Raw genomic sequence first — 25680 nt, 5'->3', positions numbered from 1 at the left:
GATTTATTTATAGTTAATCGATACTGATATGGATAGTGTTCAGCGAAAAGAGATTTTTATCGCAATGGAAGGTCAAATGGTTACATACCAAAGATTAATAAAAGCCCCCATATGGGGGCGATCAAAAGTAGTGGCTTAATCAGGGAATAGGTTAATTTAGGTAGCGATTTCTTAAATGTTCTCTGAAATATTGAGGATTAAGTGTTTCACCTGTCGCTTGTCTAACTAATTCATCTGTCGTTAAGAGGCTCCCTTTACTCCAAATATTGTCAGATAACCAAGTGGAAATAGGTGTCAGGTCACCACCTTGAATGGCATTCTCAATGTTGACTGTTTTTTGCATTGAGGCCATAAATTGAGCGGCATACATGGCTCCTAGCGTATAGCTCGGGAAATAGCCGAAACTGCCGTCTGTCCAGTGAATGTCTTGCATACAACCATCACGATAATTTCCTGCCGTGGAAAGCCCTAAATATTTCTGCATCAGCTCATCCCACATTTGAGGAATATCATCTACCTCAATTGCGCCACTAATGAGATCACGTTCAATCTGATAGCGAAGCAGAATATGTGCAGGATAGGTAACTTCATCTGCATCGATGCGAATATAACTAGGTTCTACTTTTAAATAATGTTGGCAAAGCTGAGTAAGACTAAGTTCTGGTACGAGTTCTTCGCGTAGCCAAGGAAGGATCTGTTGTAAAAATGATGGTTGTTTGGCTAGCTGCATTTCAAAAAACAGGCTCTGGCTTTCGTGGATGCCCATGGAACGTGCTTGACCGACTGGTAGAGTGCGCCATTGCTGTGGCAAATTCTGTTCATATCGGGCATGACCAGTTTCATGCACAATTCCCATTAAGCTTCGAGAAAAATCATCACTCTCGTAACGGGTTGTAATACGCACATCTTCTGCCACACCGCCACAGAACGGGTGCACGCTAACATCAAGTCGACCATGGTTAAAATCAAATCCTAGATATTCCATGATTTTCAATCCGACGCGCTTTTGTGCTGCGGCGTCATAATGACCTGGTTTGAGTCTTTGCCAGCTCTTTTGATGCGCTTGCACTTCGCTAATCAGTTCGGGTAGCCATTGGTTCATTGGTAAAAAAAGTTGATCCAGACGTTGTTGGGTCATCTCTGGTTCATACTGGTCGAGCAAAGCATCATAGGGAAGCATACCTGTCATAGAAGCGCGGATATTTGCTTCTTCGCGACTTAATGTAACCACTTCTTTAAGCAGTGGCTTAAACCCTTCCCAGTTATTATTACGGCGTTGTTCTCGCCAAGCGTGCTCACAGCGGTTGCCAGCAATACTTTTCGCTCTGACGAGTTCCGCGGGCAACATCGTAGCTTGTTGCCACTGATGGCGCATCTCCGTTAACGACTGTTGCTGGGGGATATCAAGGGATTCTTCTGCAGCGCAATCAAACCATTCATCAAGAGCAGACAATTTGTAGGCTTGGTGAATGGTGATAGCTAATTCTGATAATGCGTTGCTTCGGGCTTCATTACCTCCAGCCGGCATTTGTGTAGCCTGATCCCATCCAACAATAGCCTGCAGGTGTTGCAGATGATAGATACTTTTAAAATGCTCTGTAAGTTTTTGGTAAAAAGATGTGGCCATAGTGGCTCCCTTATCGTATCAATTGTTGGGATGATTAACTTAAGTGGCGAGCGTGATGTTCTTGGTTATCAATTTTTCTCTCAAGACTTTTACGTAGAAGTACATAAATAGCACCGTAGCCACCATGCATCGGTTGAGCCGTATGCAGCGCTAACACTTCATCTAGCTGTGGTAACCAGTGACAGACATAACTTTTCATTCGTGCTGGAGGGGTTGATTTTTCACCTTTGCCATGAATGATTAATACACAACGATGACCATTGGATTGACTTTGGTGAATAAATTTTAAAATTTGTAGCCGAGCCTGTTCAATGCGAAGCTTATGTAGATCGATTCTGTCACCGATTGAATATTTTCCTAAACGCAGTTTTTTAAACACACCTTCTTGGATACCTGATTTCTTATAACTCACTAAATCATCAGGCTTGAGCTGCGGAGGCAGGGTATCCGATAAACCATCTTTTACATCATCCAGCTGCGCACATGCAGAGGCTCGTCTGGCGAGCTGAGCATCGCTTGGTTGGCTGGGTGTATGGTATGATAAATGGCGGTCTTGTTTGATGGGTGCAACACCTTGTAGCTGTTGTCTAAACAGGTCTAATTCGTCTGTCATCGCAACCTCCTGCAATCGCTTCGGTGACATTACAACTCATTTAATGGTCAGTTAAATGATCTTTTTGAAGTATAAATTTACTGCATTAAATATTGTGATTTGTATTTCATCACAAATTTGTATCGTCATTTTATGCACTTATCTTTTTGACTTGATACCCCGCCTTCTGTAGTAAACGAACAAGCCCATCAGGGCCGCCTAAATGCAGGGCTCCAACCACGACAAATTGTCGCCCGGGTGTTTTGATTTGCGTTAGTTTTCGCAGCCACTGACGGTTACGTTGTTTTAAGATGTCATTTGAGAAATCTTTAGCAATATTCGATGGATCCTCATTCAAAAGCTCGATCAATTTTTCTTCTTGGCCACTTCGCCAAGCATGCACTATCTCGTGCAACGTTTTTTTCATGGCATGATGAGTTTCTATACTTTGATGGAGCAATTGAACCTGATCTTTTCTTAGTTTAGCTAATACTTGAAATTGTGCTGTTACACTTTCAAGTGAACGCACTGGTTTGTGTGTTTGACTGGCAAGGGATAGAAAATAATGATCAATACCTAGCGAGCTATCGTAGCCAAGCTTTTGATAAAACTGTTGGTTTAATATAATGCTAATATACCATGGTGCGATGGTATCCAATTGTGTCATCGATAAGTGTAACTGTTTTGCTTTGGTTTGGAGTCTTTGATACAACGATGTTGGAATGATTTGAGCAAGTTTTTGACCCGGTTTCAGATGAATTAACTCTTTAATTTTGCCTCGAGTGCGTGCAGATATGTGGCGCGTATCTACCTCGACCCATAATTGGTGACTCTGCTTAAAAGCTTCGAGTGCTTTTTGCGGCAATGGATAAAGTTTTTGCGTGCCAATATGAATGGAACCAAATAAATAGAGCGTCTGATCATCGCGTTGGGCTTGCCAAAGAGCTGGCTTTGCCTGGGCGACTAAGGGCAGACACACTAAGAATAGTGTTAGCCAGTTCCGGTAAGGGAGTACTTTCACTATACGCCTCCTTTTAGCAGAACTCGATCCAGCCAGCGCGTTGGTAAAATTCGCCGAGCTATACCGGTAAAGATGCTGGCGCGGGTGACATAATAGCGTGGTTTAGGTGAGGCATGGGTGAGAGCCTTCAGTAGCGCTTGGGCAACAGCTTCTGGTTCCAGTGTATGAGAATTAAGTGGTTTATCACTAGCAAGACGCGTTAACGTTGCCTGATAGTTATCTCGATGGCGTGAAGATTGCCAATCAATCGTATTCAAAAACACGGTTTTGGCATTGTGTCGAAATTGACTATTAATGGGACCCGTTTCAATCAGTGATATTCGGATGGGGGTATCGGCTAATTCCAAACGCAGGGTATCGGTATACCCCTCTAAAGCAAATTTAGATGCGCTGTATGCCCCGCGAAAGCGTAATGCTGCTAAACCCAATACAGAACTGTTCTGGACAATGCGTCCATGACCTTGGACAAGCATTTTTTTGACGGCTAACTGGGTCAAATGGTGCCAGCCAAAAAAGTTACTTTCAAATTGGGCTTTAAGATCACAGGTTTTAAGGTCTTCTAGCGCACCTGTTTGCCCATATGCACCATTATTAAAAAGGGCATCAATACGCCCATCTAATAGCTCTAAGGCCTGGGTAAAACCTCGTTCTATGGAATCGCAATTTGCCAGATCAAGAAGGACAGTTGGTATATTTTGTTGTCGAAGACGCTCTACATCACTGCGTTTTCGGCAACTTGCTACAACCTGATAGCCTTGCTCTGCTAGTCGTTGCGCGCAGTGGTAGCCGATCCCACTGGAACAGCCAGTTAAAAGAACATGAGATACATCGGCCATAATCATTCAACAACTATTATAATTATCTTTTGACTATACCACTAACATGTCAGTTACTTCTACGTCCAACGGGGTAAAAGCTAAATTGTATTATTATCTGAAGTAATCCGAGATGATTAGAATTTTCAGATTGGGTCTGGGGGCCGGCACGCTTATAATCGCAGCCACTTAACTCCCCCTGGATTGGTTCATTATGTTGATTTACATTATTAATGTCTGCGTGAAGTTCTTTTTCATGTGTGCCCCGTTTTTTGTATTGTCAACCTACATTGCGATTACGCGGCGTTGGGAAGATAGCGTACGCCGTAAGTTAGCGATCAAGGTCATGATCGCCAGCATATTTATGTGCGTGATTGTATATATGGGGGGCGATTTTATTTTTTCGCTATTTGGCATAAATATTCACTCGTTTCGGATTGGCACGGGAGTGATTTTATTGTTGACTGCGATACAACTTTCGACTGGTGGAGATAGTGCCTCGAAAGTGAGTGCTGATGTGACGCCAAGTGATGTGATGATTGTGCCATTAACGACTCCGGTCATTGTCGGGCCGGCGATTCTTGGGGCGATCGTAGTGATGGCTGCTGAAGCACATTCGGTTGGAACTCGTATTGCCGATTTAACCGGGATTACAGCCGCTATGTTGTTGATTGGTTTTATTTTGTATATCAGTTCAACCGTCGAACGTCTTGTGACTAAGCAGGGGATCTCAGTGATGACGAAGATCAGTGGTTTGATTTTGTCAGCTATTGCCGCGCAGATGATTATGACTGGTGTGAAAGCTTTTATTGATTAATACAATACAGGGCAGCAGACCGCTGCCCACTGTCACTCACTGAAATTTAAAGTCTGTGAGCTCCATTGCGCTCCATTGTTTGCCTTTACGAAGTACTTGTAATTTTATCAGTTGATAATCAAGTTTAGGGGCCAGCCACATATAAGTCTGACGATCCCCGTTTTGGATACGTTTGAGCCGTATGGTTTTAAATGTCCCTGCCGGGACTTTTAATGTTTCTGTTCCATCAATTTTAAATTTGTAGTCTTTTATTTTATCCCCTTCCACATAATGGTAGTGAAAGCTGGTTTGTCCGGATTTAACATCATTTTGGAACTGAATTTGAAATGCAGTAGAGTCGAGAGTGTTTCCCCAACTGCCTGCTGGGAAGTGTTTGGTTTTATTATCGCTTTTGACAATTAACCCCCCCTTACCATCGGCTTTGCCAGTAATGGTTGTTGAACCTAGGAACACTCGCTTATAACGACTGAACTTTTCGGTCACAATCTTGTGATCTTTATAGCGAAAATAGCTGGTATCGTCATAACTCATGCCCACACCACCTAAGACTTTGGCTGTGCTTGTTGCTTCGTAGTTGCCATTAGATTTTGCCTCTAATGTGCGAGAACCATGACCAATAGCCGCATTTTTAAAGTAGGCCTTATAATCAGCCTTGAAGGGTTTAACTGGTTGCCATGATTGAGCCTGGGCAGTATTGGCTATCCCAATCGTTAATAGTGCTGCAATGGTAACCACAGGTTTTAGCATAGTGTCACGTCTGTTTTTTATCATACTATCAGTATGCCAAATCTTACTTAAAAACAAAATGGCCCCGCATTAGCAGGGCCATGAAGTACAAGCAAGTAGCTAGGTTGATTATTTAGCAGCTACTTCTTTTTTGCTGCGACTAGCAGATTTAGGCGCTTTTTTTTCAGCAACTGGTTCTTGCTCCTGTTCTTCTTCACGTTCATATGTTTCTACGTAGTGGTTTCCGTAGAATGAATCGATGAGGATCTGTTTCAGTTCGCTAATTAATGGATAACGAGGGTTCGCTCCAGTACATTGGTCATCAAATGCTTCAACTGCAAGTTGGTCAATTTTTGACATGAAGTCAGCTTCAGATACTCCAGCAGCTTGAATAGATGTTGGAATATCCAATTCAATTTTTAATGCTTCTAACCAATCCAGCAGTGCATCGATTTTATCCTGAGTACGACCTTCACGGAAACCAAGATGTTCAGCAATTTCGGCATAACGAGCCCGCGCTTTTGGACGGTCATACTGAGAAAATGCAGCCTGCTTGGTTGGCAAGTTAGTGGCGTTGTAGCGAATAACGTTAGTGAGTAACAAAGCGTTAGCTAAACCATGTGGCACATGGAACATCGCACCTAATTTATGTGCCATTGAGTGACAAATTCCCAAGAATGCTTGTGCAAATGCGATACCGGCAATGGTTGCCCCGTTGTGCACTTTTTCGCGAGCAATTGGATCTTTGCTGCCATTATGATAAGCACTTGGTAGATATTCTTTTAACAAGCTCAAGGCCTGTAAAGCCTGTCCATCAGAGAACTCATTAGCCATGATTGATACATAGGCTTCCATCGCATGAGTCACGGCATCATAACCACCAAATGCAGTGAGCGATTTAGGCATATTCATCACTAAGTTCGCGTCAATGACTGCCATGTTTGGTGTTAATTGATAGTCGGCCAGAGGGTATTTTTTACCTGTATAATCATCAGTAACGACGGCAAAAGGAGTCACTTCTGAGCCTGTTCCTGAAGTGGTGGTAATTGCAACCATAGTTGCTTTCGCACCCATTTTAGGGAATTTGTAAATACGTTTACGAATATCCATGAAACGAAGTGCTAGATCTTCGAAATGAACTTCTGGATGTTCGTACATAACCCACATGATTTTGGCAGCATCCATTGGTGAACCACCACCTAATGCGATAATTACATCGGGTTTGAACTGATTAAGTAGGTCAGCCCCTTTACGAACGATGCTTAAAGTCGGGTCGGCTTCAACTTCATAGAAAACTTCAGTTTCCATGCCTTTTTCATGCAGAATCTCAATCAGTTCATCTGCGTAACCGTTGTTGAACAAGAAACGGTCAGTTACAACACATGCGCGTTTTTTGCCAACTAAATCGTCCATTGCTTCTGGTAGACAGCCGCGACGGAAGTAAATTGATTGAGGAAGTTTATGCCATAACATGTTTTCTGCCCGTTTTGCGACTGTTTTTTTGTTGATCAAATGTTTAGGACCAACGTTTTCAGAAATGGAGTTCCCCCCCCATGAACCACAACCTAAGGTCAGAGATGGTGCCAGAGCAAAGTTATAAAGGTCGCCAATCCCACCTTGAGAGGTTGGAGTGTTGATCAAAATACGAGCGGTTTTCATTTTTTCGCCGAAGTAATTGATGCGATCTTTATTTAAATCTTGATCAGTATATAAAGCAGATGTATGGCCAATCCCACCGATGTTAACCATCTCTTCAGCTTGTTCGACTGCATGTGCGAAGTCTTTGGCAACGAACATTCCTAAAGTCGGAGAGAGTTTTTCATGAGCAAATTCATCAGCTGCATCGACATGAAGGCCTTCACCAATGAGTACTTTGGTCCAAGCTGGAACAGAAACCCCAGCCATTTCAGCAATTTTACTTGCTGGTTGTCCGACGATTTTGGCGTTCAATGCACCATTGATCATTAATACTTTACGAACTTTGTCGGCTTCTTCTTTAGAAAGGATATAACCGCCATAGTTTGAGAAACGTTCTTTAACTGCCTCGTAAACATCCTGGACAATAATGACGGCTTGTTCTGATGCGCAGACAACCCCGTTATCGAATGTTTTAGACATTAAGATTGAAGAAACAGCACGTTTGATATCTGCAGTTTCATCAATAACAACCGGAGTATTCCCAGCGCCCACACCAATGGCAGGTTTGCCTGATGAGTAAGCTGCTTTAACCATGCCTGGGCCACCAGTGGCTAAAATCAAGTTAATGTCGTTGTGGTGCATTAATGCATTAGATAATTCAACTGATGGTTCATCAATCCAGCCAACGATATCTTTGGGGGCACCAGCAGCAACAGCCGCATCAAGTACAATTTGAGCCGCTCTATTTGTTGATTTTTTAGCGCGTGGGTGAGGGGAGAAGATAATCCCATTACGAGTTTTTAAACTAATCAACGCTTTGAAAATAGCGGTTGAAGTCGGGTTAGTCGTTGGAACAATCCCGCATAGTAAGCCAATGGGTTCAGCGATAGTAATCGTCCCCATTTCTTCGTTTTCGTCTAGGATGCCGCAGGTTTGGTCGTCTTTATACTTGTTATAAATGTATTCAGAAGCAAAATGGTTTTTAATCACTTTATCTTCAATGATCCCCATGCCTGATTCCGCAGCCGCCATTTGTGCTAATGGAATGCGTTCATCTGCAGCAGCTAATGCCGCAGCACGGAAAATTTTGTCAACTTGTTCCTGGCTATAGGTCGCATAAACCGCCTGAGCTTTTTTAACTCGTGCGACTAGAGCATCAAGTTCAGTAACATTGGTGACAGTCATAAATCTCTCCTTAAGTTTAGAAAGCTGTTTAGCAAGGGACGTATAAGCAGTGTAGTATGAAACACCCACATTTGGTCGCCACAGCATCCTTGCTAACCAACCTTCGGTGCCTAGTATATGAATAGTCTAAATAACAAAACTTGACGTGGATCAGTTGTTGTTTAGTTACAAATGAAATTTCAAAATGAGATCAAAATTACTCTTTTAGGTCTTTGTAACGCACTATTTTAGTTTTTTAACGTAAAACGATCGCTGTCAATATTACATTTTGTTGCAAACTTACAAAATATTCTATCATCCCTTTTATCCACTCTAAATGCCGTTGAGCCTATTCAATATATAGCGTTTGTTGCTTTATTGATTGTGACTTGCCAAGAGGCTCTTTATCTGTAGGATATGTGCCGTTTTTTATGTCAGTTTTTAGATACAGATGATGTAAATCAACATAATTATTCTGAAAAATTGATTTTATATGGTAGTTAAATTTTTGTAGGTATCACATTGACGAATAATTGTTTGTCCAAGTCAGCCCATAGATGTACAATCCATGGTTGATTGTCCGTCAAACAGGATAATTATCTGTTTAGTGATGATTTAATTAGAAATAATAACCGTTCACAAAGTGACTATTTTAGCACTATTTTCCGTTTGGGATGCTCTTATAAAAATGGAGATTTGTTTGAATGAATTTAAATAAGAAAATGCTTAGCTCGCTCATTGTTTCAGCGATGCTAAGTGCAACCACAGCATATGCAGCGACAGTTCCAGCCGGAACAAAGCTTGCGAAAAAACAGGTCATGGTCATTAACAACGGGGCTGAACCTGGATCGTTAGATCCACAATTGGTTCAAGGTGTACCCGGGCAGCATCTCGCGCAGCAGTTGTTTGAAGGTCTTGTTTCTCAAGATAGCAACGGTAAAACTGTTCCTGGTGTTGCTAAAAGCTGGGATAATAAAGACAACAAAGTCTTTACGTTCCATCTGCGTGATGATGCAAAATGGTCAAATGGTAAACCGGTAACGGCTCAGGATTTTGTTTATGCTTGGCGTCGCCTGGTCAATCCCAAAACTGCATCTCCTTATGCATATTATTTACAGTTAACTAACATCCTGAACGTTGATGGTATTGTTGATGGTAAAAAAGATCCGAAAACATTGGGTGTTAAAGCCTTAAATGCGCACACTTTGCAGGTGACATTGTCTTCTCCAGTACCTTATTTTGTAAAAATGATGGCTAACGCATCTGTATTTCCGGTCTATCCGCCCGCAATTAAAAAGTGGGGAGATAAATGGACGCAGCCGGGACATATGGTTTCCAACGGTGCTTATAAACTCGTCAAGTGGGTTGTTAACGGTCGTATTGTCATGACCCGTAATGATCAATACTGGGATAATAAGCATACCGTTATTAATAAGGTTACTTTTTTACCTATTTCCGATCAAGTCGCTGCCATGAACCGCTTTATGGCCGGGGGAATCGATATGACTTATGAAGTGCCAAACGAACAGTTTAAGCACTTGAAAAAAGATTACCCGCAAGATCTGAAAGTGACACCATACCTGTGTAACTACTACTACGATTTTAACAACAAAAAGCCACCATTTAATGATGTCCGTGTTCGTAAAGCACTCTCTTATGCGATTAACCGCAATATCATCACTAAATTTGTAACCGGTAAAGGTGAAAAACCTTTATATGGCTTCGTTCCTAATGGCGTTGAAGGTTTCCATACTCCGAAAATTGCCTATGCAGAAATGACTCAAGCACAACGCTTAGCGAAAGCGAAAGCGCTGATGAAAGAAGCCGGTTATGGTAAAGGTGGTAAACCTTTAGATGTTTCTATTTTGTATAACACCAGTGCTAACCATAAGAAAATTGCACTGGCAGTTGGGCAAATGTGGAAAGCGATTGGTGTCAATGTCACATTAGAAAATCAAGAATGGAAAACATTCTTGCAAACGCGTCAGAACCACAATTTTACCGTTGCTCGTGATGCATGGTGTGGGGACTATAATGAAGCATCGACCTTCATGACGTTGTTGATGACTGGCAATGCCCAAAACAACGCTGATTACAGTAATCCTAAATATGATGCGATTATGAAAAAAGCGTTAGATACAGCTAATGATGCAGCTCGTAATAAGCTGTATGAGAAAGCAGAAGAAATTTTCGCTAAGGATATGCCAGTTGCGCCTGTTTACTCTTATGTAAATGCACGTTTGGTAAAACCTATCGTTGGTGGCTACCCAATGCATAACGCACTGGATTACTACTATGTGAAAAATTTCTATCTGAAAGCGAAATAATTCAGTCGTAAGATTTGACTGATACGTGCGGGTGCTGACTGGCCCTCCCCAGCAGCACCTTTTATACACTTAAGTTGTGGTAACGAATCTCGAACGAGACTAGTTTATGTTAAAGTTTATTTTCAAGCGTATATTGGAAGCGATTCCGACTTTGTTGGTGCTGATTACGGTATCATTTTTTATGATGCGGTTTGCACCAGGGAATCCGTTTTCAAGTGAACGTGAATTGCCTCCTGCCGTCGAAGCAAACCTGAATGCAAAATATGGCTTAGACAAGCCTCTTGTCGTGCAATATTTCAATTACATGAAAAACATGTTGCATGGTGATTTAGGTCCTTCATTTAAATACAAAGATAAGGATGTTACATCTTTGATTGAACAATCTTTACCGGTATCAGCACGAATTGGAATTTATGCTTTTATCCTCGCTGTTGTTATGGGTGTTGTTGTCGGGACGCTATCAGCGCTTAAACAAAATACATGGCTTGATTATACGACCATGTCGACTGCAATGATTGGGGTTGTGATGCCCTCATTCGTCATTGCACCAGTATTGGTTTATATATTTGCATTATGGTTGAAAATTCTACCAGCTGGAGGGTGGAATGGTGGAGATTTTCGGCACATGGTTCTGCCCGTGGTGGGGATGGCGCTTTTGTATGTTGCGACATTTGCAAGGATTACCCGCGGTAGCATGATTGAAACGTTGCACTCTAACTTTATTCGGACCGCTAAAGCCAAAGGGATGCCTTATTTACGGGTGGTCTTAAAACATGCTTTAAGACCTGCATTGTTGCCTGTGATCTCATACATGGGGCCTGCTTTTGTCGGTATTATCACCGGATCTGTTGTGATTGAGACTATTTTTGGTCTTCCTGGAATCGGCCAGTTATTTATTAACGGAGCTCTAAACCGTGACTATTCGTTAGTTCTTGGAGTAACAATTGTCATTGGTGTTTTGACTATTTTCTTTAACGCTATTGTTGACATTTTATTAGCGTTAGTCGATCCGAAAATTCGAATATAGGGAGCCGGCAAGTTTATGTTGTTATCTAAAAAATCCAGCAAAGCGGTTAGTGATAACTTGGCTGATCAGCTGGAAGTAGAAGGGCGTAGCCTTTGGCAAGATGCGTTTCGGCGTTTTCGACGTAATCATGCGGCGATGACCAGTCTGGCTATTCTAATTTTTATCATTTTATTTGTATTGATTGGACCTTATTTCTCTCAATACCCATATGATGCGACGGATTGGGCCCATATGTCTTCACCACCTTCGTTTGCAACTGGGCATTATTTCGGAACTGATTCCCTAGGCCGTGACCTATATGTTCGTTCTTTACTGGGTGGGCGTATTTCGTTACTGGTTGGCGTTTTGGGGGCTTTTGTTGCAGTCGTCATTGGTACTCTTTATGGGGCGACTTCCGGCTTTATCGGCGGTGGCGTTGACCGAATCATGATGCGTATTCTGGAAATTTTGTACTCTATTCCGTTTATGTTTTTAGTGATTCTGCTCGTGACTTTTTTCGGACGAGATATCATGCTGATATTTGTCGCGATAGGTGCAGTATCTTGGCTGGATATGGCAAGGGTGGTGCGCGGTCAGACCTTGAGTTTGCGTAACAAAGAGTTTATTGAAGCAGCCGAAGTGTGTGGTGTTTCTCGTTGGAATATTATTACTAAACACGTCATTCCTAATGTACTGGGAATTGTCGCCGTGTATGCAACGTTATTGGTGCCAAATATGATTCTTCTTGAATCTTTCTTAAGTTTCTTAGGACTGGGGGTTCAAGAGCCGATGACTAGCTGGGGAGCGCTATTACAAGATGGTGCTCAGAATATGAACATTGCTATTTGGCAATTGTTAGTCCCTGGCATCTTTATGGTCGTAACGCTGTTTTGTTTTAACTATATTGGCGATGGTTTGCGTGATGCTCTTGATCCAAAAGATCGTTAAATCAGCAGCTCGGTAACGAAGGAATAACCATGAATTTATTAGAAGTAAAAGATCTGCGAGTTGAATTTTCAACGCCGGATGGCACGGTTACCGCAGTGAATGATTTAAATTTTAGCCTCAAGGCTGGTGAAACCTTAGGAATTGTAGGTGAGTCTGGTTCCGGTAAAAGCCAGACCGCATTTGCGCTGATGGGATTACTTGCTTCCAATGGGATCATCTCTGGTAGCGCTAATTTCGAAGGACGGGAGATTTTGAATCTCCCAGAAAAGAAACTAAATAAGATCCGTGCTGAAAAGATTGCAATGATCTTCCAAGACCCAATGACAAGTTTAAATCCTTATATGAAAGTAGGGGAGCAACTCATTGAGGTATTAAAATTGCACAAAGGTATGGATAAACGCACGGCATATGCTGAATCAGTCAAAATGCTAGATGCGGTAAAAATGCCTGAGTCACGTAAGCGCATGAATATGTATCCGCACGAATTTTCCGGGGGGATGCGTCAGCGCGTCATGATTGCAATGGCGCTATTGTGTCGTCCGCAGCTATTGATTGCTGATGAACCGACTACCGCATTGGATGTGACAGTGCAAGCACAGATCATGCAATTGTTGAATGAGCTAAAAGATGATTTCAACACAGCAATTATCATGATTACTCATGACTTAGGTGTGGTTGCCGGTATCTGTGACAAAGTGCTGGTGATGTATGCTGGCCGGACGATGGAATACGGGACTTCTAAGGAAGTATTTTATTCTCCTTCACATCCATATAGCGCTGGTTTATTAAAAGCTATTCCTCGGCTTGATTCACAGGGGGATATTTTGCCAACTATCCCGGGTAATCCGCCTAATTTATTGCGCTTACCTAAAGGGTGCCCTTTTCAGGAACGTTGCGAACGAGTCATGCCCCAATGCTCTCGCGAAACTCCAGAGCTACTTGAGTTTGATCATGGTCGGCAACGAGCGTGTTTCTGGGATTGGCATGAGGAGAGTTGCAAATGAGCGATAAGAAAGTTTTATTAGATGTCGAAGATTTGAAGGTGTATTTCGACATCAAAAGTAGTCGGGGCTGGCCGTGGGCGAAACCTAGTACACTAAAGGCTGTTGACGGGGTTTCGGTTCGTTTGATTGAAGGTGAAACACTCGGTGTCGTCGGTGAGTCTGGTTGTGGTAAGTCAACTTTTGCTAGGGCTATTATTGGTCTAGTGGGAGCTCGAGGTGGTAAAGTCGTTTGGTTAGGGCAAGATTTGACCAAAGTTAGTGCTAAAGCGCTTCACCAAACCCGTAAAGATATTCAGATGATTTTTCAGGATCCGCTGGCGTCTCTGAATCCGCGAATGACCATCGGTGAAATTATTGCTGAGCCACTTAAAACCTTTCATCCAAATTTGTCAAAACGTGAAGTGAAAGACAAAGTGAAGTCGATGATGATGCGAGTTGGTTTGCTTCCTAACTTGATTAACCGTTATCCGCATGAGTTTTCAGGTGGCCAATGCCAGCGTATTGGGATTGCTCGAGCGCTGATTCTCGAACCGAAAATGGTGATCTGCGATGAGCCCGTTTCTGCCCTTGATGTTTCAATTCAGGCGCAGGTTGTGAACTTACTCAAAGAAGTTCAGCAAGAGATGGGATTAAGTCTCATCTTTATTGCACATGATCTGTCAGTCGTGAAGCATATTTCTGATCGCGTTTTAGTGATGTACTTAGGTAATGCGATGGAAACTGGGACGTCAGCAGAGTTGTTTGATAATCCGACACACCCTTATACTAAGGCGTTGATGACAGCTGTACCTATTCCAGATCCTGATTTGGAGCGAGGTAAATCAATTGAATTGCTTGAAGGTGAGTTACCATCACCGATCAATCCGCCTTCTGGATGTGTATTTAGAACACGTTGCCCGATTGCTACAGATGAATGTGCTAAGGAAAAGCCAAAATTGAAGGGAACTTCTCATCAGGTTGCATGCTGGCGTGTGAGTATCTAAATATTTTTCGCGATAAGCTTGAAGTCTTAGGGCGTGTTGACCGAAACAGGTTAATGTTAGTCACCTAGAACCAAATGCTGACGATAGTTGAGTTAACTCATCGGAAGTATTAAAGTTTTAGAGTGTGTACACATCATCCTTCTGATTAGTAGGCGATTGTTCAGAATCTAAGGTGATAGCGCATCTATCATGTTTAAATGATCGCTTAATCGCTGGAAAACCATCAGTGATGGTCAACACGGCCCCTAAATAGCTGGGGCTTTTTATTTTGGGTGACATGGGGAGGCCGATTGCAACTAAAGCGTCCTTTGAGATGGCTAGGTGTGACTGTTTTAATGGTTATGGTCATCTTGGTCGGTATTGATCAATATATGCGCTGGTCAACTCAGGCATTTGTGTATAAGAGCGTTAAAAATGTACCGGCGGAACCCACGGCTTTGGTCTTGGGAACCTCGAAGTATGTCGGTAAACGATTAAATCCGTTTTATATGAACCGAGTTCTAAAGGCGGTTGCTTTGTACCGGCAAGGGAAAATTAAACATATCCTAGTGAGTGGTGACCGGGCATCTCGTTACTACAATGAACCCCGGACGATGTATAATGATCTCGTCAAACGAGGTGTTCCCGGCAATATCATCGAAATCGATAATGCTGGTTTTCGAACGCTTGATTCGATAGAGCATGCCAAAATGGTGTTTGGTCAAACCCATCTTATTATTATTTCCCAGCGGTTTCATTTGGCAAGAGCATTGTTTATTGCGCGCTATTTTAAACTTGATTGCGTTGGATTAATTGCTGCAGATGCGCCATTTGACTATTACTGGCGTACACGTCTAAGAGAAGTACTGGCTCGAACATGGGCAGTCGTTGAGCTATACATTCTCCGGCCATGGCGTGCCATGTTTAATTAACTCACTTAAAACTATAGCAATTTGCAAATTTATCCCGGCTTTGTAATTGCAAATTGCAACATGTAAATATTTAACATCTTTCTGTTAAAACACGTTTTAGATAAATTAATTATTAAAAATTATCGATAAATAAGTAAGTTATAACTATTTATGAAAATTTAATGAAATTTGGCATGACCTTTGTATCTATAAGCTCAGAACCTGCGATGAGGTAGATGGATATGATGGACTGGAATAATTGGCTAAACGATGGGTGTCAGGCGTTGGGTATGCAAAGCGGTATCGTGACCGTTTGTTGTGGGCGTCATCTGACCGTTGTGCATCATGCTGACCGTTGTGATTTAGTCGTCTCTGGCGATAGTTATGACCGTTCGAATACATTTTGTAATCAGGTCATGGTTGAACGCAACTGTGTCACTTACAATGCGCCAGCTGGCTTTCGGGAACAATTTCGCCTGGGCAATATAGAAATTGCAACATCTATCCAGGCTTATATTGGCTTCCCTCTCATCGTACGCGATGCGGTGTTTGGAACATTGAGTTTTAGTTCCACTGAGCGTAAAAGTGAAGGATTTTCAGCTCATGATCTGTTCTTGGTGGAAATGATGGCCGGAGATTACGTTCACTATAACTTATCTCCCGATCAGGCTGATTTATGATGTTAGATCTTGCGTAATGCGAGATGTCCCTAGCTTGCCCGGTCATTTTGGCCGGGCTTTTTTATCCAAATAAACGTTGATGTAGTTTAAGTGCATAATCGTCGGTCATTCCGGCAATATAATCTGCAATTACTCGGTAAGGATTATCCTGCTGAGCTTTTAACCACCGTTCTTGGGTATTTAAAGGGAGTAGCCGCAAGGGATCGCTGCTAAAGGCTTCAAAAAGCTCCATTACTGTTTGTTGTCCGCGATAACGGATTTGCTCGATATCTGGTGTGCGAATGACATAATGCAGGACAAACTGTTTTAAATAATTCAAACCACTGCAGTATGGTTCTCGTAATTTAGCTTGGTAAGCCAGCAGAGGTTCCTTAACCGCTTCATCATAAGCGATATCGATTGCAGTGATGAATGCATTAACTAAGGCTCCTATTGCATTTTTCTGTGCATAATGGTGGCCACTGAACAGTTGTGCGGTCATTTCATCAATATGTTCGCTGAGCCAACATGGCCCTATAGATTTTATATTATCAACGACATGTTCTTGCCAAAGCTCGCGGTTCAATAGATTCATAACAATTGCGTCTTCTAGATCATGAACCCCATAAGCAATATCGTCAGCTAGTTCCATAATGGAGCAGTCGAATGATTTATGGCACGTTTTCCGATGTGTTGTTATGCCATCACCACGGACCATCTGCAGGTAAGCAAGGTCGGTTGGTTCAAGGGGAGTGATCAGCCAGTCGTATTGGGCATTATCATCTTGATAGAGCCCTTTAGCCGGAAGCCAGTCAGAGGCTTTAAGTTGGCGAAAGTTGGCAACTGCACTTGGAGGATTTTTTCGAGTCAGTACATCAATAGATACCGGATATTTACACACTCCGAGCAATGTCCGCCGAGTCAAATTCATCCCATGCTCTTTAGTATATGGTTCAAGCTTGGTTAGGATCCGGAAAGTTTGTGCATTTCCTTCGAAACCACCGTGATTGCGCATCATGTAATTAAGAGCAATTTCGCCGCCATGGCCAAATGGGGGATGCCCAATATCATGAGCTAAGCAGATACCTTCAATTAATGCCGGATCGGCTAACGGCACTGCTGAATCAGGCATCTGCGCCAACTGACTGATGATTCCGGTACCAATCTGGGCCACTTCCAATGAATGAGTCAGGCGGGTTCGATAAAAATCGTTATAACCGATACTTAAAACTTGTGTCTTATTTTGTAATCGACGAAAAGCGGCTGAATGTAAAATTCGTCCTCGGTCTCTTTGCCAAGGGCTTCGAGGGTCATGCTCACGAGGTGGCAGACTTTCGTTAAATCGATGTTGCCAAGCAACAGTTTTATCATCTACTACCATGAATTGGCCAATTAAAATCGCTCATTATCCTAATTTAGAAGTGCTGGTGGTGATGCGTCAAGCAAAATCAATTGCTTTAGACACTGCCTTCGAAGAGGGAAATCCGTATAATAGGCTCAAATGCTTGATTAATTGATGGAGGTTCCATGGCTGAGCAACTGCCTGTCGTAATTACTGTTGATGGGCCAAGTGGCGTAGGGAAAGGAACGTTATGTGCGAGAATTGCCAGCAAGCTTGGGTATCACTTACTTGATAGTGGTGCAATTTATCGAGTTTTGGCATTGGCTGCTTTGCATCACAAAGTCAACATTGATGATGAAGACTCGCTTTGTCTAGTAGCGGCTCACCTGGATGTTCGTTTTGAGCGTACCGATTCGCTGGTGCGGGTCATCCTTGAAGGGGAAAATGTTTCTGATGAGTTACGCTTGGAAAAAACAGGTGAAACGGCATCTAAAATTGCTGCATTTCCACGGGTTCGTGAAGCCTTATTACGTCGGCAACGAGCATTCCGCCAGCCCCCAGGGTTAGTTGCTGATGGACGAGATATGGGAACGATTGTGTTCCCTGAGGCCAGAGTAAAGATCTTTCTGGATGCTAGCCCAACCGTGCGAGCAAAACGTCGCTATAACCAGTTGCAAGCGAATGGCATTAATGTTAACGTTGAAAGCCTTTTAAATGATATTAAGATAAGAGATGATCGTGATCGCAATCGAGCTGTTGCTCCGTTAGTGCCAGCAGCAGATGCATTAGTGATCGATTCTTCTAACCTTAGTATTGAGGATGTCGTTACACAAGCTTTTGCTTTTATCGACTCAAAACTAACCCGATAATTTTTCGGGAATTGGAAACTTGCAAAATGGATTTTGCAAGTTGTTGAAATAACCCCATTTAGCGGGATAGCTAGATGGTCGTTTTTATATATGTAAAATTAAACATGACTGAATCTTTTGCTCAACTCTTTGAAGAATCTCTTCACGATCTGGAATTTCGTTCTGGTTCGATTGTTAAAGGTACTGTGGTTGCCATTCAGAACGGTATGGTTCTGGTTGATGCAGGCCTGAAATCCGAGTCTGCAATCCCTGCAGAGCAATTCAAAAACAGCGCCGGCGAACTGGAAGTTGAAGTTGGTCAGGAAGTTGATGTAGCTCTGGACGCGGTGGAAGATGGTTTCGGTGAGACGATTCTGTCTCGCGAGAAAGCTAAACGCCATGAAGCTTGGGTACAGTTGGAAGCTGCATACGAAGAGCAAGCGACTGTTACTGGCGTTATCAACGGCAAAGTGAAAGGTGGCTTTACTGTTGAAGTAAACAATATCCGAGCATTCTTGCCTGGTTCCTTGGTTGATGTTCGTCCTGTACGTGACACATCTCACCTGGAAGGCAAAGAGCTAGAATTCAAAGTTATCAAGCTGGATCAGAAACGTAACAACGTCGTTGTATCTCGTCGTGCTGTAATTGAAAAAGAACACAGTGCAGAACGTGAACAGCTACTGGAAAATCTGCAAGAAGGCCAAGAAGTCAAAGGTATCGTTAAGAACCTTACTGATTACGGCGCATTTGTTGATTTGGGCGGCGTAGATGGCTTGTTGCATATTACTGATATGGCTTGGAAACGGGTTAAACACCCAAGTGAAATCGTTAACGTTGGTGATGAAATCAATGTTAAAGTTCTGAAATTTGACCGTGAACGGACTCGTGTATCGCTGGGTCTGAAACAACTGGGTGAAGATCCATGGGTAGCAATTGCTAGCCGTTATCCTGAAGGTACTCGTCTGGAAGGTCGCGTCACTAACCTGACTGATTATGGTTGCTTCGTTGAAATCGAAGACGGTGTCGAAGGCTTAGTTCACGTTTCAGAAATGGATTGGACTAACAAAAACATCCACCCATCTAAAGTTGTTAACGTTGGTGATGTGGTTGAAGTCATGGTTCTGGATATCGATGAAGAACGTCGTCGTATCTCTTTGGGCTTGAAACAGTGTAAAGCTAATCCTTGGGATTCATTTGCTGAGAATCACGCTAAAGGCGACCGTGTTAGTGGTAAGATTAAATCAATCACTGATTTCGGTATCTTCATTGGTTTAGAAGGCGGTATCGATGGCTTGGTTCACTTGTCAGATATCAGTTGGAACACTCCAGGTGAAGAAGCCGTTCGTGAATACAAAAAAGGCGACGAAATCGAAGCTGTTGTCCTGCAAGTTGATGCAGAACGTGAACGGATTAGCCTCGGTGTTAAACAGTTAGCTGCTGACCCATTCAATAACTATCTGGATAATTTGAAAAAAGGTGTTATTGTTGAAGGTACAGTTAGCGCAGTTGATGCTAAAGGTGCTACAGTTGAATTAGCTGATAGTGTTGAAGGCTACATTCGAGTTGCAGATCTTTCTCGCGAACGTGTTGAAGATGCTTCAACTGTTTTATCTGTCGGTGACAGCGTTAACGCTAAATTTGTTGGTGTAGACCGTAAAAACCGTACCATTAGCCTGTCTATCCGTGCGAAAGACGAAGCTGATGAAAAAGAAGCAATGGCTAGCCTGAATGCGCAGGATGATGCGCAGATTGGTAATGCTATGGCCGAAGCGTTTAAAGCAGCCGCAAAAGGCGAATAAACGTGAAAATTCAGGGGGATCTTGGATCTCCCCTGATTCCATTCTAAACTGAGAGTAGTTCTTTAATCATTGCTTTCGGGGTGCATATGACCAAATCTGACCTGATAGAACGGCTAGCAACAAAATATATGAATCTTTCTGCTAAAGATATTGAGTTAGCTATTAAAGAGATTCTCGAGCAGATGGCAAGTTCATTGCAAGATGGGGATCGTATAGAAATTCGAGGTTTTGGCAGTTTTTCTTTACATTATCGAGCTCCGCGTGTTGGCCGTAATCCCAAAACTGGAGAGAAGGTTGAGCTTACAGGCAAATATGTTCCACATTTTAAGCCTGGCAAAGAGTTGCGTGAGCGTGTAAATCTTAATACGACACCGCGATAATTTAACCGGTTTCCACTTTGCCCAGCGATGAAGGTGAACCGGGTTTATTCTTGGGAGAGCGTCATTGAAGGCATTAGTTATTCTGGTGGTAGTGATCGTCTTTTTTGTTTTAGCTTTAGCAATTGGGGCACAGAATGACCAATTAGTTTCTGTTCACTATTTGGTTGCAAGCTCTGATTTGCGAGTATCTTGGCTAATGGCGATCATGTTTATTATTGGATTTGTTATTGCTTGCCTTGGATTAGGCTTTTTCTATACAAAAACTCGCCTGCAACTTTTGTCTTTACGGCGTAAACATCGTAAACAGCAGCGTGAATTAGAACAAGCGAAATCTATTCAGAGCGGAGACTAATATTCCGTGTTTGGATTGTTGTTCTTACTGTTGCCTGTTGCAGTTGCTTATGGTTGGTATATGGGGCAACGTAGTGTTAGGCAGCAGCGCAAGCGTAAGTCTAACCAGTTATCCCGACAATATGTTACTGGCTTAAATTTGCTGCTATCTGATCAATCAGATAAAGCAGTTGATTTGTTTATCGACCTCTTGCAGGTTGATTCTGATACGATTGAAACTCATTTGGCATTGGGAAATTTGTTCCGTCAGCGGGGTGAGGTCGACCGTGCCATTCGTATTCACCAAAATTTAATTGCCCGTCCCAATTTAGATGTAGAGCAGCGGCAATTAGCTTTGTTACAATTATCGAAAGATTATCAAGTCGCTGGTTTATTTGATCGAGCTGAGAGCATACTGCTTGAATTAACCAACGAACCAGAGCACAGTGAAAATGCGCTCAAAAATTTACTTTTTTTGTATCAGCAGACTCGAGAATGGCGCAAAGCCATTGGCATTGGCGAGCAGATCTCTCCTCAATGGATAAGTAATATCCAAACTCAAATTTCCCATTTCTACTGTGAACTCGCTTTAGAAGAAGAAACTTCTGGTAATTTCAAGCGTGTCCAAGGTTATTTAAGAAAAGCACTCCAACATGATTCGCGTTGTGTGCGGGCAAGACTGCACCTGGCTCAGTTTTTAGTTGAGCAGCAACGTTATAAAGAAGCTTCTCGCTGGATCGACGATTTGCCAGAGATTGATGTCGATTTACTTAGCGATTATGTTCCGTTAGTTGAACAAATATACGAAGGATTAGTGGACGAGCGTGGCTTTCGTGAATATTTAGAAAGAGCGATGCGCCTAGGGGCTGGGGCCTCGGTGACGCTTAAGTTAGCGACGTTGATTGAACACGAAAATATTGGTAGCGCTCAACGCATGGTTTTAGATGAACTGAAGCGTCGGCCTACAATGCGAGGTTTTCATAAATTAATTGATTACCACGTGCAGCAAGCCGAGCCCGGGCAGGCTCGACAGAGTCTTCAGGCGCTCAGAGATTTAGTGGCTCGGCAAATGTTAATTAGGCCCCGTTATCGTTGCCAGAAATGCGGCTTTTCGAGCCACGCAATGTATTGGCACTGCCCTTCATGTAAAAGTTGGGGCACCGTAAAACCTGTTCGTGGTTTAGATGGAGAGTAATAGTGATAAAAGACCCTAAAGTGATCATCGCACTAGATTTTGACAAAAAAGAGCAGTGTCTTGATTTTGTTCATCAGCTTGACCCTAAAGCATGCCGGCTAAAAATAGGGAAAGAGATGTTCACTCGTTTTGGACCAGAACTGGTTGAATATTTGCAGTCACTGGGATTTGATATTTTTTTGGATCTTAAATTTCACGATATTCCTAATACAGTGGCTAAAGCAGTTCAATCAGCAGCTGATTTGGGGGTTTGGATGGTAAATGTTCATGCCAGTGGTGGGCGGCGTATGATGACGGCTGCAAAAGAGGCCCTTAAAGCATACGAGAAACCTCCCAAGTTGATAGCTGTGACAGTCTTAACCAGTATGGAGTCTCAAGATCTTCAGGAGGTTGGCTATACAAGCGATGTTGCTGAACAGGTCAAACGCTTAGCGACACTTTCGGTTGATTGTGGTTTAGATGGGGTGGTTTGTTCAGCTCAAGAGTCTCATTTACTTCGGCAGTACTGCCCAGATGAATTTTTATTGGTGACGCCGGGAATTCGCCTCAATGATAGTGCTAGCGATGACCAGCGGCGAATTATGACCCCAGAGAAGGCGCTCGCCGAAGGTTCGAGTTACTTGGTTGTTGGTCGTCCCATCACACAGAGTGAAAACCCTGTTCAGGTTCTTAATGCAATTAATACGTCATTAAATTAGCCCTTATGACTCAAGGCCGGTGGAAGCTGGCCTTGATAGCGTAGGCCAGTTTGATCAGTATAAATAACCCTATAGCCACAATTACAAATGTTCGGTGAACAGCGGTTGCAACGGGCATTCCCAGGAGCTTTTGATCCCCTAGACCCGCTGGGTGAAAATATTCTAAAGTGAGTTTAATTGCCGTTGCAACAAGCAATAACGACGACTCTATTTTGTGCCTAGGGAATTGCTTTAATAAAGCATAAACAAATAATCCATGTAATAACCCGGAAAGCCCTACATAATCACTAAGATGGCTAAAATACAGCAATGCTGTGTTACTGATAGTGATCAAGGCAATGATTAAAGTTAGCCACTGCCAGGGACTAAACAGTTTCGCATATAAAAGAGTAATCACGGCCAACGCAATCAAGTTAATTGCACAGTGTAGCCAGTTGGCATGGACTAACACTCCGGTTGCCAAACGCCACCACTGGCCATGCTCAATGGCTAGTTTATTCCAGCTTAAGACGTTAACCCATGGTTGTGTAATCAGTGCCGCGATTGCCACCACAGCACTGATCCACACACTCTGAGAATTGGATAATCTCTTAATCTTCATACTCCAGCGGATCAACCTGACCATTTTTAGCGAATGCTTCGAGGCGCTCTTGACATGCACCACAGCGCCCACATGCTTTCTCTCGGCCGTTGTAGCAGGTCCAGGTTTGGCTATAATCCAGCCCCATTGTTAAACCATCTTTTAGAATTTCAATTTTGCTTTGGTGTAAATAAGGGCTGACAATTTCAACGGGGTCATAGTTGGCAATCTGACTGACCGCATTCATTTTATTAACAAATTCAGGTCGACAATCCGGATAGATGGCATGGTCGCCTGAATGAGCACCGTAGTATACTTTGTGTGCCCCAATGGAAACGGCATAACCGATCGCTAGTGAGAGCAAGATCATATTACGATTAGGGACGACCGTCGATTTCATACTCTCTTCAGCATAATGACCTTCGGGAATATCGATATCGGAGGTAAGAGACGAGCCCTGCAATAATTGGTTGATTGCTGTAATATCAATTACTTTATGTTTAAGTCCTAATTTTTGGGTTACGCGACGGGCAACGTCAATTTCTTTTTTATGGCGTTGACCGTAATCAAAAGTTAATGGATAGGCATCATACCCTTCTTGTAATGCTTTATTTAAAACAGTGTAGGAGTCCATGCCTCCTGAGTAGATAATGACAACTTTTTCTTTCATGTGGGGTTGCGCTTCTATTTGCTATTGTCTATAAACAACGGATTTTCGCTCAAATAAGTCTAGGTGACAAATGTCTGATGTAATTTATCGTGTCAATGAGGTTTTTGAGACCATTCAAGGGGAGGGTTTTTACAGTGGAACGCCAGCTGTATTTATCCGCATGCAAGGATGTGATGTTGGATGCCCATGGTGTGACACAAAGCATACATGGACTGTAGCGCTCGATGATGAACGTTCATTGGCAGAGATTAATCAACCTAGTGGTGATCGGCAACGATGGGCTCAGGCAAGTGCTGATGAGCTTTTAGTATTGATCCAATCCTATCAAGCAAAGCATATTGTTATCACGGGTGGCGAACCATGTTGGTATGATTTAAAACCTTTGACGGCAAAACTTCATGATCAAGGTTATATGTGCCAGCTTGAGACGAGTGGTACCTATGACATCCAAATTGATGAACGTTCATTTGTCACTGTTTCACCTAAGATTAATATGCGTGGTAAGCGGGATGTTCTAGCCAGTGCTATGCAAAGAGCTAATGAAGTGAAGCATCCGGTCGGGCGTCAAAGCGATATAGATGCACTTGATGCATTGCTCGTTCATTGTCCCACAGAAGCTCAAATCGCTTTGCAACCGATCAGTCAGCAAAAACGTGCGACTGATTTATGTATTCAAACTTGTATTGACCGAAATTGGCGTCTTTCGGTTCAATTACACAAGTATATAGGGGTGTTGTAAGTTTCTATTACATCGTAGATAGTGGTTTAGCGAAAGACTCGGAATTATTTATTTAGAAAATAGCTAAGCTAGAAGCATTAATAAATATGAATGAGTAAGCAATGCAAACTGTTTTTATTAACAAAATGGTTTTTATAACTGACCTTATGCGTCAATCAGATATTGAGTAGGAGCATAAAAGGTAAGGGAATTGATAAACATCAATAAGACTCGAGATTTGAGTTGTAAAAGATGTTAATTTTTTGATTCTTGGGTTATTAGATTGGTTAATAAAATAAAAAAGTCGGCAAAAAGCCGACTTTTTGGGATCTAAATGACTAGATTAGAAAATCGTCTTTAGATTTACCTTCATTATCGATTGCGTGTTGGATAACTGCTGGTGTCCGTCCTTGACCTGTCCAAGTTTTTTCCACGCCATCTTCAATATAACGATATTTAGGAGGCAGAGGCGCGCGTTTACGACGACCAGGAGTAGCAGCTTTCGATTCGAAAACTTCTACTAATTCTGAAGGATCAATTCCATCCTGTTCCATCATTTCTTTATATTGTTTGAGTTTTTCAAGTTTAGCTTGCTCTTGAGCTTGACGAGTTTGTTCAATATCACGACGTTCTTGAACAATTGCTTCCAATTTACCCAAGGTTTCTTCCATTTGTTCCAAAGACAATTCTTTAGTGGCAGCTTTTAAGCTGCGTGCGTTTAAGAATGTTTTCAGGAAATCACTCATAGTTGGTTCCCACTGTTGATTAGTTACATTTGGCGCTAATAATTAAAATCCTGATAATTTTTATTCATTAAATCTTTTTTGTCAAATTATCTTATAAAAATTTAATGTTTTATTTGTATTTATTAATAGTAATTAATAGAAAAGTTATTCTATAACT

The 25680-nt window shown here is 42.4% G+C and carries 25 protein-coding genes; 15 read left to right on the top strand and 10 right to left on the bottom strand.

The genetic code is table 11. The annotated features are described in order from the left end of the window. Positions 1 to 151: 151 nt before the first annotated feature. The 4 genes from EV690_RS03275 to EV690_RS03260 form a co-directional block, all read right to left on the bottom strand. Positions 152 to 1627, bottom strand: coding sequence for a carboxypeptidase M32 (locus EV690_RS03275; protein ID WP_131911515.1), 1476 nt, complete (start codon positions 1625 to 1627; stop codon positions 152 to 154). 34 nt (positions 1628 to 1661) lie between these two features. Next, positions 1662 to 2240 carry a DNA endonuclease SmrA gene (gene smrA, locus EV690_RS03270; protein ID WP_131911514.1) on the bottom strand — a complete coding sequence of 193 codons (579 nt, stop codon included), beginning with the start codon at positions 2238 to 2240 and terminating at the stop codon, positions 1662 to 1664. Between the two features lie 130 nt (positions 2241 to 2370). Then, the gene (locus EV690_RS03265; RefSeq protein WP_165872648.1) at positions 2371 to 3240 is read right to left on the bottom strand and encodes a TraB/GumN family protein; all 870 of its coding nucleotides are present in this window, start codon (positions 3238 to 3240) and stop codon (positions 2371 to 2373) included. Next, positions 3240 to 4076, bottom strand: a complete 837-nt coding sequence (locus tag EV690_RS03260) for an SDR family NAD(P)-dependent oxidoreductase (protein WP_165872647.1) — start codon at positions 4074 to 4076, stop codon at positions 3240 to 3242. Before EV690_RS03260 ends, EV690_RS03265 begins: the two co-directional genes overlap by 1 nt. A 193-nt stretch (positions 4077 to 4269) precedes the next feature. Here EV690_RS03260 and EV690_RS03255 point away from each other — a divergent pair, with 193 nt between their 5' ends. Continuing rightward, complete coding sequence (locus tag EV690_RS03255) at positions 4270 to 4872, top strand: MarC family protein (RefSeq protein ID WP_131911511.1); 603 nt, start codon at positions 4270 to 4272, stop codon at positions 4870 to 4872. A 36-nt stretch (positions 4873 to 4908) separates the two neighbouring features. Here the strand turns inward: EV690_RS03255 and EV690_RS03250 are convergent, their stop codons facing one another. Continuing rightward, positions 4909 to 5619, bottom strand: coding sequence for a DUF3108 domain-containing protein (locus EV690_RS03250; RefSeq protein ID WP_165872646.1), 711 nt, complete (start codon positions 5617 to 5619; stop codon positions 4909 to 4911). A gap of 108 nt (positions 5620 to 5727) precedes the next feature. Further along, a complete protein-coding gene (adhE, locus tag EV690_RS03245; protein ID WP_131911509.1) occupies positions 5728 to 8421 on the bottom strand; it encodes a bifunctional acetaldehyde-CoA/alcohol dehydrogenase in 2694 nt (897 codons plus the stop codon). A 683-nt stretch (positions 8422 to 9104) separates the two neighbouring features. Here adhE and EV690_RS03240 point away from each other — a divergent pair. The 7 genes from EV690_RS03240 (at position 9105) to EV690_RS03210 (ending at position 16238) form a co-directional block, all read left to right on the top strand. Then, positions 9105 to 10727 carry an ABC transporter substrate-binding protein gene (locus EV690_RS03240; protein WP_131911508.1) on the top strand — a complete coding sequence of 541 codons (1623 nt, stop codon included), beginning with the start codon at positions 9105 to 9107 and terminating at the stop codon, positions 10725 to 10727. Between the two features lie 106 nt (positions 10728 to 10833). Next, positions 10834 to 11754: an oligopeptide ABC transporter permease OppB gene (oppB, locus tag EV690_RS03235; protein ID WP_131911507.1), complete on the top strand. Its 921-nt coding sequence runs from the start codon at positions 10834 to 10836 to the stop codon at positions 11752 to 11754. Between the two features lie 15 nt (positions 11755 to 11769). Then, a complete protein-coding gene (gene oppC / locus EV690_RS03230; RefSeq protein WP_131911506.1) occupies positions 11770 to 12681 on the top strand; it encodes an oligopeptide ABC transporter permease OppC in 912 nt (303 codons plus the stop codon). A 29-nt stretch (positions 12682 to 12710) separates the two neighbouring features. Further along, positions 12711 to 13685 (top strand): ABC transporter ATP-binding protein, encoded by a 975-nt coding sequence (gene oppD, locus EV690_RS03225; RefSeq protein ID WP_131911505.1) that lies wholly within the window; start codon positions 12711 to 12713, stop codon positions 13683 to 13685. Beyond that, positions 13682 to 14668, top strand: a complete 987-nt coding sequence (gene oppF / locus EV690_RS03220; RefSeq protein ID WP_131911504.1) for a murein tripeptide/oligopeptide ABC transporter ATP binding protein OppF — start codon at positions 13682 to 13684, stop codon at positions 14666 to 14668. Before oppD ends, oppF begins: the two co-directional genes overlap by 4 nt. Positions 14669 to 14958: 290 nt before the next feature. Continuing rightward, positions 14959 to 15579: a SanA/YdcF family protein gene (locus EV690_RS03215; RefSeq protein WP_131911503.1), complete on the top strand. Its 621-nt coding sequence runs from the start codon at positions 14959 to 14961 to the stop codon at positions 15577 to 15579. Positions 15580 to 15800: 221 nt separating this feature from the next. Then, positions 15801 to 16238, top strand: coding sequence for a GAF domain-containing protein (locus tag EV690_RS03210; protein ID WP_165872645.1), 438 nt, complete (start codon positions 15801 to 15803; stop codon positions 16236 to 16238). Positions 16239 to 16299: 61 nt separating this feature from the next. Here EV690_RS03210 and EV690_RS03205 read toward each other — a convergent pair whose 3' ends face one another. After that, positions 16300 to 17598, bottom strand: a complete 1299-nt coding sequence (locus EV690_RS03205; RefSeq protein WP_131911501.1) for an anti-phage deoxyguanosine triphosphatase — start codon at positions 17596 to 17598, stop codon at positions 16300 to 16302. Between the two features lie 146 nt (positions 17599 to 17744). Between EV690_RS03205 and cmk the strand changes: the two genes are divergently transcribed. From cmk to pyrF, 6 genes are all read left to right on the top strand, one after another. Next, the gene (gene cmk, locus EV690_RS03200; protein ID WP_131911500.1) at positions 17745 to 18428 is read left to right on the top strand and encodes a (d)CMP kinase; all 684 of its coding nucleotides are present in this window, start codon (positions 17745 to 17747) and stop codon (positions 18426 to 18428) included. A 104-nt stretch (positions 18429 to 18532) separates the two neighbouring features. After that, positions 18533 to 20206 carry a 30S ribosomal protein S1 gene (gene rpsA, locus EV690_RS03195; protein WP_131911499.1) on the top strand — a complete coding sequence of 558 codons (1674 nt, stop codon included), beginning with the start codon at positions 18533 to 18535 and terminating at the stop codon, positions 20204 to 20206. Between the two features lie 86 nt (positions 20207 to 20292). Continuing rightward, positions 20293 to 20586: an integration host factor subunit beta gene (ihfB, locus tag EV690_RS03190; RefSeq protein WP_131911498.1), complete on the top strand. Its 294-nt coding sequence runs from the start codon at positions 20293 to 20295 to the stop codon at positions 20584 to 20586. A 64-nt stretch (positions 20587 to 20650) separates the two neighbouring features. Further along, positions 20651 to 20938 (top strand): LapA family protein, encoded by a 288-nt coding sequence (locus EV690_RS03185; RefSeq protein WP_165872644.1) that lies wholly within the window; start codon positions 20651 to 20653, stop codon positions 20936 to 20938. A gap of 6 nt (positions 20939 to 20944) precedes the next feature. Then, positions 20945 to 22111, top strand: coding sequence for a lipopolysaccharide assembly protein LapB (lapB, locus tag EV690_RS03180; protein ID WP_131911496.1), 1167 nt, complete (start codon positions 20945 to 20947; stop codon positions 22109 to 22111). Further along, complete coding sequence (gene pyrF, locus EV690_RS03175) at positions 22111 to 22809, top strand: orotidine-5'-phosphate decarboxylase (RefSeq protein ID WP_224055054.1); 699 nt, start codon at positions 22111 to 22113, stop codon at positions 22807 to 22809. Before lapB ends, pyrF begins: the two co-directional genes overlap by 1 nt. 10 nt (positions 22810 to 22819) lie before the next feature. On the opposite strand, the gene rrtA is transcribed toward pyrF, so the two are convergent. Continuing rightward, positions 22820 to 23410 (bottom strand): rhombosortase, encoded by a 591-nt coding sequence (rrtA, locus tag EV690_RS03170; RefSeq protein ID WP_165872643.1) that lies wholly within the window; start codon positions 23408 to 23410, stop codon positions 22820 to 22822. After that, complete coding sequence (queC, locus tag EV690_RS03165; protein WP_131911494.1) at positions 23400 to 24059, bottom strand: 7-cyano-7-deazaguanine synthase QueC; 660 nt, start codon at positions 24057 to 24059, stop codon at positions 23400 to 23402. The genes rrtA and queC overlap by 11 nt, the downstream gene beginning before the upstream one ends. Positions 24060 to 24129: 70 nt before the next feature. Between queC and queE the strand changes: the two genes are divergently transcribed. Next, positions 24130 to 24798 (top strand): 7-carboxy-7-deazaguanine synthase QueE, encoded by a 669-nt coding sequence (queE, locus tag EV690_RS03160; RefSeq protein ID WP_165872642.1) that lies wholly within the window; start codon positions 24130 to 24132, stop codon positions 24796 to 24798. 317 nt (positions 24799 to 25115) lie between these two features. Here queE and EV690_RS03155 read toward each other — a convergent pair whose 3' ends face one another. Then, positions 25116 to 25523, bottom strand: a complete 408-nt coding sequence (locus EV690_RS03155; RefSeq protein WP_131911493.1) for an H-NS family histone-like protein — start codon at positions 25521 to 25523, stop codon at positions 25116 to 25118. Between the last annotated feature and the right edge of the window lie 157 nt (positions 25524 to 25680).

The sequence above is a fragment of the Celerinatantimonas diazotrophica genome (assembly GCF_004339545.1).
In the GTDB taxonomy this organism is placed as follows: domain Bacteria; phylum Pseudomonadota; class Gammaproteobacteria; order Enterobacterales; family Celerinatantimonadaceae; genus Celerinatantimonas; species Celerinatantimonas diazotrophica.
Note: the sequence above shows the minus strand (reverse complement) of the source record. Positions and strands in the feature narration are given on the sequence as shown.